Origin of the sequence: Corallococcus llansteffanensis (assembly GCF_003612055.1) — a bacterium.
GTDB classification, from domain to species: Bacteria; Myxococcota; Myxococcia; order Myxococcales; family Myxococcaceae; genus Corallococcus; species Corallococcus llansteffanensis.
Genome location: NZ_RAWB01000142.1, coordinates 1 through 18757 on the forward strand (window position 1 = coordinate 1; position 18757 = coordinate 18757).

Sequence of the window (18757 nt, forward strand, 5' to 3'; positions counted from 1 at the left end):
ACCCAGCACCGTCGCACCCACGACAGTCCGGCGCCACCCCCGCCCCAGATACATGAAAACCCCCTCTGCTCCGTGAGTGGCAGGGTTCTCACGCCCGCGCACACCAGCAACGCACGCCCTGGAGGTTGCTCGGTCGCCCGCTGCTGCTCACGCGCTCTGGGGGGGCGGGGCGCCTTGGACGGGACACGCGAGCACCCCGGAAGGTCCTCGCGTTTTCCCACCCGTCCCCAAACACAGACATCAGCGCCAGAAGCCGATGGAGATGCCCCAGTTGGAGTAGCGGCTCGCCAGGTCGAACGACGCGTTGATGGACCAGTCCTCCCAGTAGCGCAGCAGGAACAGCTCCAGGCCGCCGGTGAGGTGCGGCCGGGGGTTGCGCTCCGGGAAGGGGGACGCCTCCAGCCAGGTGCCCACGCGCAGGCGCAAGCGGCCCGGGAAGGTGTCCCATTCGGCGCCCACGCGCGGCTGGACCAGGGCGGTGTCGCCCACGAGCTGGGGCTCCGCCGTGGAGGAGAACGAGTTCGCCGACACCGCGTTGCTCACGCTGGAGATGAGGTCCACCTGGGCGGTGATGAGCCACCGGCCGGCGAGCGCGTCCTGGGGCTCCTCCGCCGGTACCGGCAGGTCGTCCCCCTCCACCTGGAGCTGCCGCCGCGCGGCGGGGGACAGCCGGTTGTAGCGGTGCGCGCCCTCGCCCAGCCGCCAGCTCGCGCCCAGCGACAGCACCGCGGGCGACACCACGGCCGCGTAGATTTGACGCCCCGCGATGAAGGGACTCTGCCCGTCGTCGCGGCGCCAGCCGGCCACCACCTCCGGCCGCACCGCCACGCCAATGCGGTAGGGCCGGCCGTGGGGACGGAACAGCATGTCCACCGCCACGCCGGTGTCGCCGTAGCGCCAGGATTCGTCGCCCAGCTCACTGAAGCTCGCCTGCGCGGAGAAGATGCCCAGCGACAGGATGAAGTCGTCCTGGCCGAATGCCACCGAGCCCGCGAGCACGGACTGGGTGAGCGACACGCGCAGCTGCTCGCCCTCGCCCCGGCAGCCTGGCGTGAGGCAGTAGCCGGTGCGGCCGTTGCGCCACAGGAAGCCGATGCCGAAGCGTTTGTATTGCAACATCAACGCGCCCAGCAGCTGCCGGCTGTCCACGGACTCGTCGGCGAGGCCGTCGTTGTCCACGTCCCGGCGCTTGGTGCTGGTGAAGGGCAGATCCAACCAGGACAGGGTGACGCCCAGGTCCCAGTCCCGCTCCAGCGAGGGGCTGCGCTGCGCGAGCGCGGAGAGGTTGCTGGGGAAGCCCGCGGCGCCCTCGGCGATGCCCACGTAGGCGCCGCCCAGGCCCACCACCCGTGAGGAGCCCAGCAGCGCGCCCGAGTTGAAGTACAGCCGCTCCGGGCGCGGCTCGGTGGGTACGTCGTCCTGGGCGAGGGCCGGAGACGCGGCGCACCACGCCGCGCACGCCAGGGCCCACGCCGCCCCACGGAAACCCGCGCTCACCGACCGCCGGTCCCTTCGGCGAAGAGGCGGTCCGCCTCCGCGGCCAGGTCGGTGTCGCGGAAGGTGATGCCGCCCGCGTCGTGGGTGACGAGCGCCAGCGTCACCTTGCGCCACCGGATGTCGATGTCCGGGTGGTGGTTGGCGGCCTCCGCGGCCTTCGCCACCTTCTCCACGAAGGCGATGCCCTCCAGGAACGAAGGCGCCTCGTAGACGCGGCGGATCATCCCGCCCTCGTGCGTCCAGGCGGGATGCTTCGCGAGGAAGGTCTGGAGCGCATCCGGGGCGAGCAACGTGCGGTCGTAGGCCATGCCTCGCTTTCTACCCGCTCCTCCGTCCGATGGAAGCCCCGGCGCGTGCGGCGCCCGCACTTCGGCGTTTCACCTCACGCCCGCGAAACCGCCCGCTTCCATTTTTCCAGGTGGCGCTCGCGCACCTCGGGCTTCATCTTCGGCTTGAAGGTGCGGTCCGCCTTCCACGCGCGGCGGATGGCATCCGGGCTGGTCCACACCCCGGCGCCCAGGCCGCCCAGGAAGGCCGCGCCCAGGGCGGTGGTCTCCAGGTTGCGCGGACGCACCACCGGCACACCCAGCAGGTCGGCCTGGTACTGCATGAGCAGGTTGTTGGCCGCCGCGCCCCCGTCCGCCTTGAACGTGGGGATGTCCCGTCCGCTGTCGCGGCGCATGGCGTCCGCCAGGTCGTAGATCTGCAGGGCCACGCCCTCCAGCGTCGCGCGCGCCAGGTGCGCCACGGTGGTGGAGCGGTCGATGCCGGCGAACAGGCCCCGCGCCTCCGGGCGCCAGTGCGGCGCGCCCAGGCCGGCGAGCGCCGGCACGAAGACGACGTCGCCGGAGTCCTTCACGCTGGCGGCGAGCGCCTCCACGTCCGGGGCCTTCTTGATGACCTTGAGGCCGTCGCGCAGCCACTGCACCGCGGCGCCCGCGATGAAGGAGCTGCCCTCCAGCGCGTAGTTCGTGGTGTTGCCCAGCTTCCACGCCACGGTGGTGAGGAGGCCCGCGGTGGAGCGCACCGGCTGGGTGCCGGTGTTCATCAGCAGGAAGGCGCCCGTGCCGTAGGTGCACTTGGATTCGCCGGGGGTGAAGCACGCCTGGCCGAAGAGGGCGGCCTGCTGGTCGCCGGCCATGCCCGCGACGAGCACGCCGTCCGGCAGGCTCTTCATGCCGCGCGTGGTGCCATACACCTCCGCGTTGCCCTTGATTTCCGGCAGGCACGCGCGGGGAACGCCCAGGAGCGAACATAGCTCGTCGTCCCACGCGAGCGTGCGCAGGTCCATGAGCAGGGTGCGGCTGGCATTGGACACGTCGGTGACGTGGGCGGCGCCGCCGGTGAGCTTGTAGACGAGCCAGGAGTCCATGGTGCCGAAGCACACGTCGCCGCGCTCGGCGCGCTTCTTCGCGCCCTTGAGGTGCTTGAAGAGCCAGGTGAGCTTGGTGCCGGAGAAGTACGGGTCCAGCACGAGCCCTGTCATCTCACGCACGCGGGGCTCGACACCTTCGGCCTTGAGCTGCGCGCAGATGTCGGAGGTGCGGCGGTCCTGCCAGACGATGGCGCGGGCCAGGGGTTCGCCGCCGTCGCGGGTCCACAGGCCCGTCGTCTCGCGCTGATTGGTGATGCCCACCACGGCGATGTCCTTGCCGGTGAGCCCCGCGTCCTTGAGGGCGCGCGCGATGCACCACTCGCTGGTGGCCCAGATCTCCTTCAGGTCGTGCTCCACCCAGGAGGGCTTGGGGAAGTGCTGGGTCAGCTCCTTGTAGGAGCGCCCCACCACCTGCAACCGGGTGTCGAGGATGGAGACGTGGGTACCGGTGGTGCCCTGGTCCAGGGCCAGGACGTATTTCGCCTTCGCCATGCTTGCAGTCCTCTTCCGCCGGCAGGGAGCCGGACATGGAAGGGGACCCTACTCCAGGCGGGGGCGCGCGCACGGACGGAGCGTGCGGGATGTCAGGCACCGGGAGGAGGCCGTGGAACCCTCCCGTGCCCGAAGCGGCCGGTGGCGGTTGCGCCTGTCCGGGGGAAGTCCACGGTACTTCCCGGCGACACCGCGTCGGCACCCGTCGACCGCGGCTCAGTACCCGGAGGAAGCCGAGCGGCGGCTGTTGAAGAAGCGGCGCAAGCCATAGGCGGCGAGTCCGGACATCGCCATCCGGCCGAGCGAGCCGCCAAAGCCGCTGCTCGGCTGACGTCCCCGGGCGCCAAAGCCATAGCCGATGGGGCGACGGCCGTAGGAGGTCCGTCCCCGGTTCCAGCCCGAGCTCATGCCGCTGCGGCGTGAGCCGCTCAGTGCGCCCAGCAGGGTTCCTAGCAGTGCCATGTGTCACTCCGTGGTGATGGGTGGATCCGCTTTCACGTCCTCACGGGGTTGGGACCCGTGGGGGCGCGGGATGGGTTCTAAAGTGGGGTCCACCGACCAGTGCGACACCCCGTGTCGAGCGCGAGACACAGGGTGCCGTGTCCCTGCCCGCTGGGCAGGCGGGCACGTGCCTACGGAGCGGCGTGGAAGCTGGATGCATGTCTCCGCGAGCAGGGCCGGTGGCAGCCTGCCCTTCGAACGAAGGCAGCCGGGAGGTGGGGCGGTGGTCACCCGGTTCCACGGCATGCGGTGCATCTCCAGGTTGCATCAAGGCGGATGCGTTCTTCCGCGCTCCTGGTGCAACCATGCGTGGGGGTCCGTCATCCCTGTGGGGCGGGCCCCCACGTTCTATTCCGTGGCGCGACAGGGAGTGGTGGTGCATGGCGTCGGTGGACACGGACAGGCAGCAGCTCACGGCGTTGCTGGAGCAGTACCGCGCCGGCTTCGAGGCGTTGGACGTCGCGAAGCTGCAAGCCCTCTGGGACCGGGAGTATCCGCAGCTGCTCTACGTGCCGCAGGAGCGGGCGAAGGCCGTGCGCGGCTGGATGGGCATCGCGAAGTACTACGACGGCCTGCGCGCGCACCTGGCGCGGGCCACGCGGATGACCCTGGACGACGTGACGCTCGACCTGATGGGCGGCGAGGTGGCCTTCGCCTTCTTCACGTACCACTTCGAGGGTGAGCGCGCGGACGGGACGGGGCCGTTCACGAACGACGGGCGCGTGAGCTTCCTCTTCCACCGCAAGGCGGGGACGTGGAAGGCGATCCACTACCACGAGTCCGCGCCCGGCCCGCACTGAGGCGCGGCGCTCAGGCCTGGGGCACGAGCTTCTGCGCGCGCAGGAAGGCCACGGTCTGGGCCACGCCTTCTTCGAGCGGGGTGGGGCGGAAGGCCAGCTCGCGCTGCGCCTTGGCGGAGTTCACGTGGGCCTCCCAGCGCATGAAGGAGAGCTGCCCGGGCGCGACGAGCGGCGTGAAGGGGAACACGCGCGCGAGCGGCGCGGACACGCGGGCCAGGGCCTCCATCAGGAAGACGGGCGCGGAGGGCGGAGGCTTCCCGGCCCCGGCGGCGCGGTGGATGGCGAGCGCCAGGTCCGCGTTGTGGATGTACTGGTCGGAGACGAGGTAGCGCTCACCGTTGACGCCGCGCTCGGCGGCGGCGAGCTGCGCGTCGGTGAGGCCGTCCACGTAGACGACGGACATGCCACCCGGCGGGAGCAGCGGGGCCTTCTTGTTGAGCAACTGGATGAAGAAGGAGTTGAGGCCCACGTGCACGGGGCTGGGGCCGTAGACGGCGGAGGGATTCACGTAGACGACGTCCAGGCCCTGCTGGCGGATGGCCTCGACGGCGCGCTCGGCGTCCTGCTTGGAGCGCTCGTAGGCGGTGGGCTTGGGGTGCGGGTCGAGGTTGGCTTCGATGACCTCACCGCCCCGGGGGGCCGCGAAGACATCCATGGTGGAGGTGTAGACCACGCGGCGCACCTTCGCGGCGTGCGCGGCGGACAGGACGTTGATGCTGCCCTGGCGGTTCACGCGGTCGAAGATGGAGTCGTCGCGGTGCCACTGCTCCGGCATGCCCGCCGCGTGGAAGACGAGGTCCACGTCCTGCATCGCGGCGGGCAGGGAGGCGGGGACGGTGACGTCGCCCTGGAAGCACCGCACGGAAGCCGGCAGCAGCGCCGCGGCCCTGTTCGGATCCCTCACGAGCGCGCGGACGGTGTTCCCACCTTTCGCGAGCCGGTGGGCGATGGCGTTGCCGATGAGGCCCGTGGCCCCGGTGATGAGGACGTTCATGAAGTCTCACAGGTGCAAAAAATCACTGACCCAGCAATGAGGCGAATGACGCTTAAGTACTTACTTTGAGAATATCCATCGCTCAATAGCACGTTCGGCAAGGGTCTTTAGCAGCTGATACCATGCGCGCTCTCTTGCCGACTCATCGTTGAATGAATGGCCAAGAGGTACAAGTACCTTGCGGTGCTGTCCCTTTCGGCCATGCGCGATGCTGTTCCTGCGCAGGTAGATTTCACGCGCCAGTACATCCACGGTTGCGGTGTCTATGATGTTTTCGTGATGAGCTTCGTCGAGGTCCTTTTGATTGACAATCTTGGACAAGACTTGACGAAGAGACCATGTGTCTTCCTTGTGTTGAATTGTTCTGATTTTCTGCAGAAGCTCCGTGTTCGAGATCGACGTGTTTTTGCGCCAAACGTCAACTGTTGCTCCGAGGATGTCGTCAAAGCAAGACTCCAGTACTCTGTAGTAGTATAGAAATCCAGGAATAGGAGGAGACTCCAACGCTCTATTGTAGAATGCAATCGCCTCAGTGCGCTCTGTGTTTGGAAGATCCTCGAATTTGGTTGGACTGACGTCTTGTTCTGGCTCGGGGAGTCGCGGTGCATTCCCAAGCTCGGTAAATGGCCAGAATGAGAGGGAAAGGCCAGGAAATTGCTTCCGGAGGTGGTAGAGCGCTAGTTCTGCTGCGCCACCGACCTGGTCTTTCTCGACCTGTGAGATGACAAGGGTTGTTACTGAATATGGCTCTGGAGCATCTTTGTTGATTTCGGCCAACGGAGTACCGACGAGTCGGACAAATAATTGAGATGAATAGCCTACGGTCGCCTCCAAGTTGGTTGCCGTAGATATGGAGTAGAGGTCGTCGGTGGTGACAACATGCTCGGGTGCTGGAATTCCAGTGCTGTGAATGTATATTTCCGCTGTGTTCTTGAAGTAGAATCCGCCATTGGGAAGTAAGTATATTTTGTTCTTTGAAGCAAATGCCTGGGCGTCTGCCAGACTGCTGACTTCTCGGAGGGCTACCAGGAAGCCATGTTTCGTTTTCCACGATATCCCGAGGCGCTTGTCTTTCCATTCAAGCGTCTTGTCGTCTAACCTTTCCAGTGACCACCAAGAGGGGGCTTCTGGATTCTGGCCAAATAATTCTTGAGCTATCGCGGCGCCATCTTTGCCGTTGAGGTCTTCTGGGAGCATGTCTGGTCCTTACTTGCCTTTAGTTATGATCTCAGACCATTGCTCCAAGCTGGACTGACGGTTGCGGAGATAGAGAACGCGGAGTTGTTGGAATACTTGGCGTCGCTCATGCGGGCTCATTGTTTTGAATGAACGGACAGCTCGTTCAATTAGTTCTTGTTTTGAGTCTTTATTTCCAACCCTGAGGGGACTGGCACCGCCAAAGGCTTTTCTGAATATTTCGACCAATTCTCCCTTGGACGAAGCAAATGTCCCGTCCAATAGCATTGCCTTGAATTCACGTGTCATGGAATCCACTGGGCTGGTGGGGAGAAACGGATCCTTGTTTTCTTCGGCATGCATTGGGAGAGAAGGCTGGTTGTTTGATGCGGCCTGGAGATACTCAATGCCTTTTAGTATCGTCAGTAGACCGACTTGGGTTTCGCCTTGGAAGTTCTCAGTAATGTATTTATGAAGCAGACTGATGGATTTGGGCTCTGTTTTGGCTGAAAGAGTGAAGATCTCGGCTATCAGTGAGAAAATTTGTGCTGTGGTCATGGTGTGTTTGAGGCGGCGCTGGGGAGTCTGGCAAGGAACTCGTTGACCAGTCGTTCAATCTCAGAGGCATATCGACTGCTTGGCTCCGTGCGGAAAATCGGCAGAGTGCGCTTGGCGCTCCAAGTGAATTTTGTTGATTGTGAGATGGTGGAGTCGAAAATGGGATATTTGTGGCGAGCTGCCTCCCTTTGTATTTCCGACATGCTCTCTTGTGCCATTGTCAGGCTTGCGTTTGACATTGTGTATACTATTCCGATGACGCTGAGCTCTTTGTTGAGGAAGTCGGCCCTTTTGCTTATTTCCTTGTTGTATGTTTTTGTTATTGTTCTGTGTAGGAGTGGAAGCCCTATTGTCGATAGGAACTCTGGCTTCATCGGGACGAGTACGTGGTCTGATGCTTCGAATCCACCCATGAGCATTCGAGATACGGTGGGTGGACAGTCTATTAGGACGATGTCGTAGTTCTCCTGTACTGATTCGATTAGCCAGCGGACTTGGTTGTTTTTGTGTACTTGGCCTCCTTCGAAGGCGAGTAAGCTTAGTTCGAGTTTTGATGCGACTAAGTCCAGGTATCCTTTTTCTCCTCTGTATATTTTTTGAATATATCGATCAGGATCTTTTGGCGGGTTGTCGGTGTTTCGAGTCGCCTGGACGAATTCATCATATGCTTCGACGATGGTTGCCTTTGGTGGCGGGTTGGAGAGGTATAGTTTTTGGTATGTGTGTTGTGAGATGAGGTATTGTGTTGCGTTGGCTTGGGGGTCGAGATCGATCAGGAGAACTCGTTTGTCTTTGAAATATGCTAGGCCATAGGCGAGGTTGACACAGAGTGTTGTTTTTCCTACACCTCCCTTTAGGTTGACTACTGAGATGACGCGTGGGTATTGGGGTCTAGTTGTTGCTGTGATTGGCGCGGGGGGCATAAGTGGGCGTGGCGGTGGGTGGTCGGTCTGTATCTTACCTTGAATGGTTTCGACAGAGTGAGAATAGCCGGCGGGTGTATCGCTCAGGCTTTAGGGCGTGCGGCTGCGGGTCGTCTCGTCCGCCGAGCGCCGGACGACGTCCGCGTACCCCGTCAGCTCCACGTAGCCGCGCCCCTGCACGGGCTTGCCCTCGCGCGTGCCCTCCAGTGACACCGCGCCCTCCCAGTAGCGCACGCTCACCGGCAGCTCCTGGTTCTCCAACTTCGGCGTCACGGTGAGGTCCAGGGACAACTTCGGAACCTGCACGCGCCAGCGTGACGGATACACGCCTCCGCGCGGACTCTTCCAGGTGGCCAGCACCTCCAGCTTCACGTCCTCGCGGGTCAGGTGCACGGACTCGCCGGTGGGCGGCACCCAGGTGCCCGCGCTGAACGGGTCGGCGGTCCCGTCCTTGTTGCGCAGCTGGTAGTTCATCAGCTCGCTGCCGTCGGAGAGCTGGAGCGCGAACCAATCCCAGCCCACCAGGTCCGGGCCGAGCGCGCTGGTGCTCCACTCCCGGTCCATCCAGCTCTCGCCCTTCACGGACACCGTCTGCCCATCCACGGACACGGTGCCGCGCGAAGGCATGCGCGTCATCGAGTAGTAATAGGACGCGTTGCCCTGTCCCGGCCCCTTCTTGCTCAGCCCCCGGTCGCCCTGGAGCACCGGCGGCTTGCCCTCGTCCATCACCAGGTCCAGCGTCACGCCGTCACCCTGCGCTCGCAGGTGCAGGGGCCACGTGCTCGCCGTGCCTTCGCTCCGCACGTCCCAGTCCTGAACCCAGACCTGGAACGGTGAGCCGTCCGCGCCCGAGAGCCCCAGGGCCGCGCGGCTGAAACGCTCGGTGACGTGGAACCGTCCGGCGCTCACGTCCGTCACCGTGAAGTGCGCCATGGCGACCTGCCGCGTGCCCCAGGCGGAAGCCCGCTCCGGCTTCTCCGGCGCGAGCGCGCTGCGGAACACCGTGAACTGATAGCCGAAGGCCCGCCCGTCCTCCGTCTCCAGGTTGCCCGTCCAGTACCACCACTCGGTGCGGAAGTCGGGGTGCGGCCCGTGGTCCTCCGGGAAGCGGAAGGGACGCGGCGCCACGGCGCGCGAATAGCCCTCCAGGCTGCCTCCGCCTCCCAGCGCGCTCGTGACGGTCATCGAGCCGGAGCCGTCCGGGCCCGCTTGCTCCGTGTCCCTCATTACGACGCCCACCGCCACGCCCAGCGTCGCCAACACCAACACCACCCCGATGACGAGTCCGCGGCCCATGCCTCACTCCTCCCGCAACGCCATCGCCGGGTTCGCGCGCGCCATCCGCCACGCCGGGTACAGCCCCGCGAGCGCCGCCGCCACCAATGCCAGCACCATCGCCTGTCCCACCACGCCGGGCGCCACCACCAGCTGCAACGTCCATCCGAACGAGCGCTGGTTGATGACGTGTACCAGCACGTAGGCCAAGGCCAATCCCAACGGGATGGAGAACAACCCCGCGAGCAATCCCAGCAGCCCCGTCTGCAACGACACCATGCCCCAGAGCTGTCCCGGCGTGAGCCCCGTCGCGCGCAGCACCGCGAACTCCCGCGCCCGCTCCAGTTGCAGTGACATCAACGCGCTCAGCACGCCCACGAACGCCACGCCAATCGCCAGCAGGCGCAGCACCTGCGTGATGGTGAAGGTGCGGTCGAACACCTCCAGCGACGTCTGCCGCAGCACCTTGTTCGCTCGCACGTTCAACGCCTGCGCTCCGCCCGCGCGGTCGCGCACCCGGGACACCAGCTCGTCCACGTCCTGCCCCGGCGCCGCGTACAGCGACAGCCCCGTGACGCTCCGATCCGCGTACCAATGGTCATACGTGGCGCGCGGCATCATCACCGTCCCCACGTCCGAGCCGTAGTCGAAGTACACGCCCGCCACGCGGAAGTCGTGCGGTCCCTGGTCCGTGGACACGCGCAACGTGTCGCCCGCGCGCACCTTGCGATGGAAGGCGAAGGGCTCCGACACGAGCAGCATGTCCGGCGACGCATTCACCTGCCGCCAGATGTCCTCGGTGCGCCCTTCCTTGAAGCGATAGCTCCGCTCCTGTCCCTCCGCGAAGTCGATGGCCAGCAGGTCCGTGTCCACCTCCCCGACGCGCACGTGCACCACGCGGATGGAGCCGCTCGCCGCGACGCCGGGCGTGGCGCGCAGCTTCTCCGCGAGCCCCGGCACCATCGCGGAGTCCCCGCGCCGTGCCACCAGCGACGGCGGGGACACGAACACGTCCGCCTGCAACGCGGACTCCAGCCACGCCACCACCGTGCCCCGGAAGCTGGACACCATCAGCCCCACGCCCACCGTCGTCGCCACCGCGACCATCAGCGCCGCCAGCGCCACCGCCGTGCGCGACAGGCTCGCCGTCACCCCGCGCGCCGCCATGCGCCCCAGCGGACCGAACAGTGCGCCCAGGGGCCACGCCGCCGCCAGGGTCAGCTTCTCCGTCACCCAGGGCACCAGCAGCGCGGTGCCCATCATCACGCCGAACAGCCCCGCGTACGCGGGCGGCAGCGCCTGTGTGGGCCACGCGAGCAGCCCCACCGAGACAGCCAGGAGCCCCAATCCCAGCAACGCCCGCTGGGGCGCCCTCCGGTGCGACACGTCCTCCTCCGTCGAGCGCCGCAGCGCCGTCACCGGTGTCGCGCGCGCCGCCTCCCACGCGGGCACCAGCGCCGCCAGCACCGTGGCGCCCAGTCCCAGGCCCAGTCCCTTGATGAGCGTGAACGGCTCCAATGACAACCGGCGCACGTTCACCACGAAGTACAGGTCATTGATGGTGCGCGTGATGAGGCCCACGAGCCCACTGGCCATCAGGATGCCCAGCAGCAGGCCCGCCGTGGTGCCCACCACGCCCAGCACCAGCGCCTCGCCCAGCACCAGCCCGAACAGCTCCCCGCGCGTCACTCCCACCGCGCGCAGCCGGCCCAGCATCCCGCGCCGCTGCACCACGGAGAACGTCATCGTGTTGTAGATGAGGAACATCCCCACCACGAGCGCCAGCAGCGACAGCGCGGTGAGGTTGGTGCGGAACGCCCGCGTCATCTGCTCCACCGTGCCCGCGCGCCCCGACGTCTGCACCAGCTCCGCGCCCGGGGGCAGGGCGGCCCGCAGGCGCTCTGCCTGCGCTTCGCCACCCGGAAGGCTCAGGTCCACGCGCGTCAGCTTTCCCTGCTGCTCCAGCACCTCCTGCGCGGTGGAGAGGTCCGAAATCACCAGCGACTCCAGCGCCCGCTCCGTCGCCTCCTGCGCCGGGGACAGCAGGGCCGACACATGCAACTCCTTGCGCAGCCCCGACACCATCACCGGCAGCGTGTCCCCCGCCTTCACGCCCAGGGCCCGCGCCGTCTTCGCGCCCATCACCACCGTGCCGGGCTTCGTGAGCAGCGCGCCCACGTCCCCCACCGCATTGCCGGTGGAGAAGTCGCGGAAGGGCGCCTCCGCGAAGGGATCCAATCCCAGCAGCGTGAGCGTGCGCTGGTTGCCGCCTTCCACCTGCACGAAGCCCTGCACCACGGGCGCCGCCGCGGGCGCATCCGGCCGCAGCTTCAGCGCGGTGTAGACCCCTTCGGGCAGGCCCGACGTGCCGCCCACGATTTGATGCGTGGCCTTGCCGGCGACGACGTCCGTGGACTGCTCGAAGGCTCGCAGTGCGCTGCCGCTCGCCAGGTCGATGGACACCACCACCGCCACGCCCATCGCGATGCCCAGCAGCGACAGCGCGGTGAGCCACGGGTGCCCGCCCAGGTGGCGCAGGCTGGAGCGCGCGAGCAGCGCCTTCACGGCGTCACCTTGCGCGCGCCGCCGGGCCGCTCCACCAGCCGGCCGCCTTCCATCGTCAGCACCCGGTCCGCGCGGGCCGCCATCCCGGGCTCGTGCGTGACGATGAGCGCGCACGCATCTCCCTGGCGCGTGAGCCCCTCCAGCAGGTCCAGCACGTGCTTGCCGGTCTCCTCGTCCAGGTTGCCCGTGGGCTCGTCCGCCAGCAGCAGCGGCGGCGCATGGGCCAGCGCTCGCGCCACCGCCACGCGCTGCTGTTCGCCGCCGGACAGCCGGTCCGGGAAGCTGCCCGCCCGGCCCGCGAGCCCCACGCGCGTGAGCAGTTCGCGCGCCCTCGCGCTGGCCTCCGCGCCCGTGCGGCCGAGCAGCTCCAGGGGCAGCCGCACGTTCTCCTCCACCGTCAGCGTGGGCAGCAGGTTGAACGCCTGGAAGATGAAGCCCACGCGCTCGCGGCGCAGCAGCGTGCGCTCGCGCTCCTTCATGCGCCCCAGGTCGCGGCCCTCCACCAGGATCTCGCCCGTCGTCGCCTGGTCGATGCCGCTGATGAGGTTGAGCAGCGTGGACTTGCCGGAGCCACTGCGGCCCAGCAGCACCACGAACTCGCCGCGGTGCAGGGTGAGCGACGTGCCGGACAGCACCTCGCGCACGGAGTCGCCTTCCGCATACGACTTGGTGACGCCGCGCAGTTCGACGAGAGGCCGCGAATCGGGAAGAGGAGAAGGCATGCCTGACATCCGACATAACCGATGCCCGCACCCGGGACCGTTTCCCCGCGCTCCGGGGCGGATGCCCTCTACTGGACGCCAGCAGCCTGTAACACCGCCCATCCCCCGACACTTGGCGGCGCCCCTGGATTGCTTTTCGTGCCAGGCGGGAACTCCTGACGTTTAATCGCTACCGCTTCCCGCGAGGAGGCCCTGGCGCCCGCCAGGGAAGGGAGGGGGCAACTCGTGAACGAAGCCCAGGCCGGCTGGGTGGCCGCGCCCGACGGCGAGCCCCTTCAACTCCAGGAGCTGCTCCAGCAACTGCCCGCCTTCTTCGGCCTCTATCGCGGGCCGGGCCACCTCATCGAGTTCAGCACCGCCACGCGCCTGGCGCTGCTCGACACGCGCGGACGGGTGGGCGTCTCCCTTCGCGAGGCCTGTCCCCACCTGCATGGTTCCTCCTGGCACGACGCCTGGGACCGCGTCTTCACCACCGGGCAGGCCCTGCACCTGCGGGAGACGAGCGCCCGCGCGCGCCCCTCCGACGAGGAGCTCTTCTTCAACCTGTCGCTCCTGCCCCGCCGCGACGCGAAGGGCCAGGTAGAGGGTGTGCTCGCCTTCGCGGTGGACGTGACGGAGCTGGTGCGGACCCGCCGCGCCGCGTGGACCACCGCGTCCTGGCGCACCGAACGGCTGCAGGCGGTGACCGCCGCGCTCTCCGAGGCGCTCACCCCCGGTCAGGTGGTGGAGGTGGCCGCGCGCGAGGGGGCCATCGCCCTGGGGGCCGTCACCAGCCTCGTGGTGGTGCCCTCGCAGGAGTCCGAGGACATCTTCGAGCGCGTCGCCGCGCACGGCTTCTCCCCGGGCAACCTGGAGGGCTGGCGGCACTTCGAGGTCTCCGCCTCCTGTCCCCTCACGGATGTGGCGCGCACCCGCGAGCCGTGCGCGATGGGCTCCTGGACGGAGTGCATGGAGCGCTACCCGCGCCTGGCGGAGCTGCCGCGTGAGCTGGCCTTGAAGGGGTGGGCCTCGGTGCCGCTGGTGAGTGGGGGCCGCGTGTTCGGCGTGCTGGGGCTGGGCTTCGGCGACGCGCGCGACTTCGACGCAGCGGAGCGCGCCTTCATGATGACGGTGGGCCGCCAGTGCGCGCAGGCCCTGGACCGCGCGCGGCTGTACGACGAGGAGCGTGGGGCCCGGAGCGCCGCCGAGGCCGCCAGCCGCGCCAAGGACGCCTTCCTGGCCACGGTGTCGCACGAGCTGCGCACGCCGCTCACGTCCATCCTCGGCTGGTCGCAGATGCTGCGGCAGGGCCTGCTGGGCGAGGACAAGCGCCAGCGCGCCGTGGAGGCCATCGAACGCAACGCCCGCGCCCAAAGACAGCTCATTGAGGACCTGCTGGACATCAGTCGCATCGCCAACGGACGGCTGCGATTGGAGCCGGTGCCGCTGGAGCTGGGGCGCGTGGTGGACGCGGCGCTGGACGCGGTGCGGCCCACGGCGCTCGCGCGCGAGCTGACGCTGGACGTCTCCGTGGATCCGGACGGCGTGCCGCTGTTCGGCGACCCGGACCGCCTGCAACAGGTGGTGTGGAACCTGCTCGCCAATGCCATCAAGTTCACCCCACCCGGGGGCCGCGTGTCGGTGTCCGCGCGCGCGCGAGACGAGGGCGCGGAGCTGGTGGTGAAGGACGACGGCGAGGGCATCCCCGCCGACTTCCTGCCCTTCCTCTTCCAGCGCTTCCAGCAGGCGGACACGGGCGTCAGCCGGCAGCACGGCGGCCTGGGCCTGGGGCTGTCCATCGTCCGGCACCTGGTGGAGCTGCACGGAGGCACCGTGTCCGCGGCCAGCGAAGGGCAGGGCCAGGGCTCCACCTTCACCGTCTTCCTGCCCCGCTCGCGCATCGGGACGTCGCCGGGCGTGATGCGCGGGCCCAAGCCGCTGGAGGGTGTGACGCTGCCGCGCTTCCCGGAGCTGGAGGGCCAGCGCGTGCTGGTGGTGGACGGCGAACCGGACGCGCGCGAGTGGATGTCCGTGCTGCTCACCCGCGTGGGCGCCCACGTGCTCACCGCCACCAACGTCACCGACGCGATGGACGAGGTGCGTCGCTCCCCGCCCACGGTGCTGGTGACGGACGTGACGCTGTCCGGCGAGGACGGCTATTCGCTGCTGTACCGGCTGCGCTCGCTGGCGTGGGACTCCGGGGGCGGGGTGCCCGCGCTGGCCGTCACCGCCGCGGCCCGCCGCGAGGACCGCGACCGGGCCCTGCGCGCGGGCTTCAGCGCCTTCGTGACCAAGCCGCTCGACGCGGTGGAGCTGCTCACGGCGGTGGCGCGGCTTGCGCCTCCCATCCCGAAGCAGCCCTGACGCCGTCGCCCTCGCGCCAGCGCTCCACGAAGTCCCCCACCTCCGTGGCCAGCAGCGGCCCGGACACGTCGCGGGGGATGATGTGGAAGCCCTCCCGGAACGCCACGAGCCGCACCTCCGGCGCCGCCGTCAGCCGCCGCGCCAGCCAGCGTCCACCCTCCGGATCCACCACGTGGTCCTGCTCCGCGGTCGCCACCAGCACCGGGCACCTCACCCGGGGCGCGTCCGTCACCGCCAGGTCCTGCAGCGTGCACAAATCCCTCAGCCGGGCCACGGGGAAGGCCGCCAGCACGGGCGCCTCGGCCAGCGTCGCGGGGTCGGAGATGTCCGTGCCGCCCTTGTCCACCCACGGCGTCGTCCACTCGAGCAGCGGCGTGCGGCACAGCTGGCGCACCAGCGCCATGCGCGGGCCGCGGAAGCGCACCGCGGGCGCCACCAGCGCCAGGCCGTGCACCCGGTCCGGATGATGCGCGGCCAGCCGCAGCGCCAGGAGCGCTCCCATGGACAGCCCCGCCACGAACACGCGGCGGTGGCCGCTCAAGGCCTGAAGCGCCTCGTCCGCGGCGTCCTGCCAGTCGCGGTGGTCCACGTCCAGCAGCGCCTCCGGCGTGGTGCCGTGGCCTGGAAGCCGGGGCGCCACGACGCGCAGGCCCCGCGCCGCCAGCGCCTCGCCCAGGGGCCGCACCTCCCAGGGGCTGCCGGTGAAGCCATGCAGGAGCAGGCAGGCGTCCAGGCCCCGGCCCAGCGCGAAGGGCGCCGTGGACTCCCCGTCGATGTCCCGCCAGCGCGTTCCCACCCGGTGGACACTGGCCATGACGGGCCCCAGGCGCTATGCCGCCTGATTCATGGCGGACACTCCGAAACCCCCGGACATGCAGCTTCAGGTGCAGATGGATGACGAGGTGGCCAACGGTCAGTACTCCAACCTGGCCCTGGTGAACCACACGGACACGGAGTTCGTGCTGGATTTTCTCTACGTCCAGCCGCAGCAGCCCCTGGCCCGCGTGCGCTCGCGCATCATCACCAACCCGCGTCACCTGAAGCGCCTGCTCCTGGCCCTCCAGGAGAACGTGCAGCGCTACGAGGCGCGCTTCGGCCCCATCGTGCTGAACGACGACGAGGGGCGCAGGCACTGAAAGCCGCTGTTCCCCACGGGCCCGGAGCCAGGGCCCGCTTTGACTTTCCCCGTGCGCGTTCCCGGCGCACACTGGAGGGCACCGTGTTCCGAGCCTGCGTGTTCGTCGCCGCCCTGTTCTGTGCCGCCTCCGCCTCCGCCCAGTGCACCGGGGACGGCGTGCAGCTGTACCCCTCGCCCGGGGGCATCGTCCCCACCAACATGCGCCTCCTGCTGGAGGGCGTGGGGACCGCGCGCTCGCCCGTGCTGGCGCTGGTGGGCAAGCCGCTGACGCTGGAGGCGGAGGGCCACGCGGTGAAGCTCAAGGTGACCAAGGGCTGGGAGAGCACCCTGGGCCGCGCCATCGTCATCCTCAAGCCGGCGGAGCCGATGCAGCCCGACAAGCGCTACACGCTGCGCCTGGACGCGCTGCTGCCCAACGTGTCGGTGCTCAACGGCCGCGCGGGCGTCCAGCCTTCATGGCTCAGCGGCAAGGGCCCGGACCTCAAGGCGCCCAAGTGGGTGAAGCGGCCCGCCGTGTCGGAGGGCTTCGTGCGCCGCTCGCCGCAGGGCATCGCGCGGTTCGTGAAGCTGAACCTCGCCCTGCGCGAGGAGAGCCCGTCCTACCTCGTCGTGAAGCTGGCCCCCCGCCGGCTGGGCGTCAGCCCGCAGCAGTACCTGCTGCCCGTGCAGTCCAACACCGCTTATCTGGGCCATGAGGCCTGCGGCGGTGCGTTCGCGCTGGAGGATGGCCGCAGCTACCGGGCGCGCATCGAGGCCTTCGACGCGGCGGGCAACCTGGCGCCGTCCACGCCGCCGGTGGACTTCGAGGCCCCATCCGCCAAGGGGCCCTAGTAGCATCCGCGCCCGGAACCGCACGGGAGACTCGGGCACATGACGGCGACGGTGGACGTGGAGGCGATGAAGGGGCGGATGACCGCCTTCATCCAGAAGCTCCAGGACGACATCTGCGGCGCGCTGGAGACGCTGGACGGGCAGGGCCGCTTCCGCGAGGACGCGTGGAGCCGTCCGGGCGGCGGCGGCGGTCGCAGCCGCGTGCTGGAGGAGGGCGCCGTCCTGGAGAAGGCGGGCGTCAACACCTCCATCGTCCACGGCGAACTGGAGGAGGCCTTCGCGAAGAAGCTCCAGGGCGAGGGGCGCTCCTTCTGGGCTGGTGGCCTGTCGCTGGTGCTGCACCCCCGAAGCCCGCACGTGCCCACCGTGCACGCCAACTACCGCTTCATCCAGCAGGGCGCGCGCGCGTGGTTCGGCGGCGGCGCGGACCTGACGCCGTACTACCTGCAGGACGAGGACGCGGCCCACTTCCACCGCGTGCACAAGGCCGCGTGCGACGCGCATGACGCCACCTACTACCCGCGCTTCAAGGCCGCGTGTGATTCGTACTTCCACGTGCGCCACCGGGGCGAGGCGCGCGGCGTGGGCGGCCTCTTCTTCGAGAACATGGGCGGCGACCTGGAGCGCGAGTTCGCCTTCGTGCAGTCGTGCGGCAACGCCTTCATCCCCGCGTACCTGCCCATCGCCGAGCGGCGCAAGGACACGCCGGTGACGGAACAGCAGCGCTTCTGGCAGGAGGTACGCCGGGGCCGCTACGTGGAGTTCAACCTCGTCTACGACCGGGGCACCATCTTCGGCCTGGAGACCCAGGGGCGCACGGAGTCCATCCTCATGTCCCTGCCGCCTCGCGTGCGCTGGCGCTACGACTACCACCCGGAGCCCGGCACCCCCGAGGCCCGGCTGGAAGAGGTGCTGCGCAACCCCCGGGAGTGGGCCTGATGCCCTCCGAGTCCCCGACAGGAGCCACGCCTCCGCCCCGCGTCAGGCGGGCGTTGGCCCTGGGCCTCATCGGCGCGGTGGTGGCGGGCATGGCCCTGGCCCTCCTCGTCATCTTCTGGGGCCCCCGGCGCCCGTCGCCGGAGGACCTGGCCCGCGAGGCGCGCATCCAGGTGCTGGCCCTGTGTGACGCCGTGCAGTCGTACCGGGACGAGCACGGCGACTACGTGCCCATCGCGCCGTTCCCCGTCCCCGTGCCCAAGGGCAGGGAGTCGGTGCCCTTCCCCCACGACCACGAGGACTTCCACCGCATCGGCTTCGAGCCGGGCCCCGCCGTGCACTTCCAGTACGAGGTGGCAGTGCAGGAGAGCCCGGTGGGCGAGCCGGAGGTGTCCTGCCTCGCCCGCGTGGACGCGGACGGCGACGGCCTCAACGCCGTCTACCGGATCCGTCTGGATGCCAACGGAATGACCAGCGCCGTGGAGGCGGAGCACGAGGGGGAGTAGCCCCCCGGACAACTCCGGGTTCTCGTTGTGCGAGAATCCCGGGGATGGGACACGTCGGCGACATCCGAGGCCCCCGCGTGGGGGGAGACCCCCGCAGCGGACCCCGCTCCGACAAGGGGCCGGCC

At 68.5% G+C, this 18757-nt stretch carries 18 protein-coding genes; 6 read left to right on the forward strand and 12 right to left on the reverse strand.

Annotated elements, in window-relative coordinates; genetic code table 11:
- Positions 1 to 240: 240 nt before the first annotated feature.
- The 4 genes from D7V93_RS15605 to D7V93_RS15620 form a co-directional block, all read right to left on the reverse strand.
- Positions 241 to 1497: a hypothetical protein gene (locus tag D7V93_RS15605; protein ID WP_120644177.1), complete on the reverse strand. Its 1257-nt coding sequence runs from the start codon at positions 1495 to 1497 to the stop codon at positions 241 to 243.
- The gene (locus tag D7V93_RS15610) at positions 1494 to 1805 is read right to left on the reverse strand and encodes a 4a-hydroxytetrahydrobiopterin dehydratase (RefSeq protein WP_120644178.1); all 312 of its coding nucleotides are present in this window, start codon (positions 1803 to 1805) and stop codon (positions 1494 to 1496) included. Before D7V93_RS15610 ends, D7V93_RS15605 begins: the two co-directional genes overlap by 4 nt.
- A gap of 74 nt (positions 1806 to 1879) precedes the next feature.
- Positions 1880 to 3364 carry a glycerol kinase GlpK gene (glpK, locus tag D7V93_RS15615; protein WP_120644179.1) on the reverse strand — a complete coding sequence of 495 codons (1485 nt, stop codon included), beginning with the start codon at positions 3362 to 3364 and terminating at the stop codon, positions 1880 to 1882.
- Positions 3365 to 3580: 216 nt separating this feature from the next.
- The gene (locus D7V93_RS15620; protein ID WP_120644180.1) at positions 3581 to 3826 is read right to left on the reverse strand and encodes a hypothetical protein; all 246 of its coding nucleotides are present in this window, start codon (positions 3824 to 3826) and stop codon (positions 3581 to 3583) included.
- A gap of 419 nt (positions 3827 to 4245) precedes the next feature.
- On the opposite strand from D7V93_RS15620, the gene D7V93_RS15625 reads away from it, so the two are divergent.
- A complete protein-coding gene (locus D7V93_RS15625) occupies positions 4246 to 4665 on the forward strand; it encodes a YybH family protein (protein ID WP_158623755.1) in 420 nt (139 codons plus the stop codon).
- Between the two features lie 10 nt (positions 4666 to 4675).
- On the opposite strand, the gene D7V93_RS15630 is transcribed toward D7V93_RS15625, so the two are convergent.
- The 7 genes from D7V93_RS15630 to D7V93_RS15650 form a co-directional block, all read right to left on the reverse strand.
- On the reverse strand, positions 4676 to 5659 hold the full coding sequence (locus D7V93_RS15630) for an SDR family NAD(P)-dependent oxidoreductase (RefSeq protein ID WP_120644182.1): 984 nt from the start codon (positions 5657 to 5659) through the stop codon (positions 4676 to 4678).
- A gap of 60 nt (positions 5660 to 5719) precedes the next feature.
- Positions 5720 to 6856, reverse strand: coding sequence for a hypothetical protein (locus D7V93_RS44445; protein WP_147451190.1), 1137 nt, complete (start codon positions 6854 to 6856; stop codon positions 5720 to 5722).
- A 9-nt stretch (positions 6857 to 6865) separates the two neighbouring features.
- A complete protein-coding gene (locus tag D7V93_RS44450; RefSeq protein WP_147451191.1) occupies positions 6866 to 7393 on the reverse strand; it encodes a hypothetical protein in 528 nt (175 codons plus the stop codon).
- Positions 7390 to 8316 carry a ParA family protein gene (locus D7V93_RS15635; protein WP_120644183.1) on the reverse strand — a complete coding sequence of 309 codons (927 nt, stop codon included), beginning with the start codon at positions 8314 to 8316 and terminating at the stop codon, positions 7390 to 7392. Before D7V93_RS15635 ends, D7V93_RS44450 begins: the two co-directional genes overlap by 4 nt.
- A gap of 90 nt (positions 8317 to 8406) precedes the next feature.
- Positions 8407 to 9612 carry a lipocalin-like domain-containing protein gene (locus D7V93_RS15640; RefSeq protein ID WP_120644184.1) on the reverse strand — a complete coding sequence of 402 codons (1206 nt, stop codon included), beginning with the start codon at positions 9610 to 9612 and terminating at the stop codon, positions 8407 to 8409.
- Positions 9613 to 9615: 3 nt separating this feature from the next.
- Positions 9616 to 12156, reverse strand: a complete 2541-nt coding sequence (locus D7V93_RS15645; RefSeq protein ID WP_120644185.1) for an ABC transporter permease — start codon at positions 12154 to 12156, stop codon at positions 9616 to 9618.
- Positions 12153 to 12878, reverse strand: coding sequence for an ABC transporter ATP-binding protein (locus tag D7V93_RS15650; protein WP_120644189.1), 726 nt, complete (start codon positions 12876 to 12878; stop codon positions 12153 to 12155). The genes D7V93_RS15645 and D7V93_RS15650 overlap by 4 nt, the downstream gene beginning before the upstream one ends.
- Positions 12879 to 13103: 225 nt before the next feature.
- Between D7V93_RS15650 and D7V93_RS15655 the strand changes: the two genes are divergently transcribed.
- On the forward strand, positions 13104 to 15221 hold the full coding sequence (locus D7V93_RS15655; RefSeq protein WP_120644186.1) for a hybrid sensor histidine kinase/response regulator: 2118 nt from the start codon (positions 13104 to 13106) through the stop codon (positions 15219 to 15221).
- Here the strand turns inward: D7V93_RS15655 and D7V93_RS15660 are convergent.
- On the reverse strand, positions 15175 to 15996 hold the full coding sequence (locus D7V93_RS15660) for an alpha/beta hydrolase (RefSeq protein ID WP_120644190.1): 822 nt from the start codon (positions 15994 to 15996) through the stop codon (positions 15175 to 15177). The genes D7V93_RS15655 and D7V93_RS15660 overlap by 47 nt on opposite strands.
- A 70-nt stretch (positions 15997 to 16066) precedes the next feature.
- Between D7V93_RS15660 and D7V93_RS15665 the strand changes: the two genes are divergently transcribed.
- From D7V93_RS15665 to D7V93_RS15680, 4 genes are all read left to right on the forward strand, one after another.
- Positions 16067 to 16357 carry a DUF3467 domain-containing protein gene (locus D7V93_RS15665; RefSeq protein WP_120644187.1) on the forward strand — a complete coding sequence of 97 codons (291 nt, stop codon included), beginning with the start codon at positions 16067 to 16069 and terminating at the stop codon, positions 16355 to 16357.
- An 83-nt stretch (positions 16358 to 16440) separates the two neighbouring features.
- Positions 16441 to 17190 carry a hypothetical protein gene (locus D7V93_RS15670; RefSeq protein ID WP_244237332.1) on the forward strand — a complete coding sequence of 250 codons (750 nt, stop codon included), beginning with the start codon at positions 16441 to 16443 and terminating at the stop codon, positions 17188 to 17190.
- A 39-nt stretch (positions 17191 to 17229) separates the two neighbouring features.
- Complete coding sequence (gene hemF, locus D7V93_RS15675) at positions 17230 to 18129, forward strand: oxygen-dependent coproporphyrinogen oxidase (RefSeq protein ID WP_120644188.1); 900 nt, start codon at positions 17230 to 17232, stop codon at positions 18127 to 18129.
- A complete protein-coding gene (locus D7V93_RS15680; protein ID WP_120644192.1) occupies positions 18129 to 18632 on the forward strand; it encodes a hypothetical protein in 504 nt (167 codons plus the stop codon). Before hemF ends, D7V93_RS15680 begins: the two co-directional genes overlap by 1 nt.
- Positions 18633 to 18757: the final 125 nt, after the last annotated feature.